Genomic DNA, 360 nt, shown 5'->3' on the forward strand with positions numbered 1-360 from the left:
TCCGTGGGTGACCTGCTCCAGGGCATCCCGGGCGTACAGGTCGGCGACAGCCGCAACGGTGGCGCGCTGGACGTCAACATCCGCGGCATCCAGGGGCAGAGCCGGGTGGCGGTGCGGGTCGACGGCGCGGAGCAGGCGCTGGACGTCTACCGCGGCTACGCCGGCACCCAGCAGCGCAGCTACATCGATCCCGACCTGGTCAGCAGCGTGACCGTCGACAAGGGTCCCTCGACCCGCTCGGGCGCGATCGGCGGCAGCGTGGAAATGCGCACCATCGGCGTCAAGGACATCCTGGTCGACGGCAAGGACCTCGGCGTGCGCTTCACCGGCGACGTCTGGAACAACGGCGTCGCCCCGCAG

Annotated in this window: 1 protein-coding gene; it reads left to right on the plus strand. The window is 70.8% G+C overall.

Annotated elements, in window-relative coordinates:
- Positions 1-360 (plus strand): TonB-dependent receptor plug domain-containing protein (locus FLO80_RS22655; RefSeq protein ID WP_149187182.1); only part of this gene is annotated, 360 nt, incomplete at both ends.

Origin of the sequence: Aquicoccus porphyridii, from assembly GCF_008369105.1 — a bacterium.
Lineage (GTDB): Bacteria > Pseudomonadota > Alphaproteobacteria > Rhodobacterales > Rhodobacteraceae > Aquicoccus > Aquicoccus porphyridii.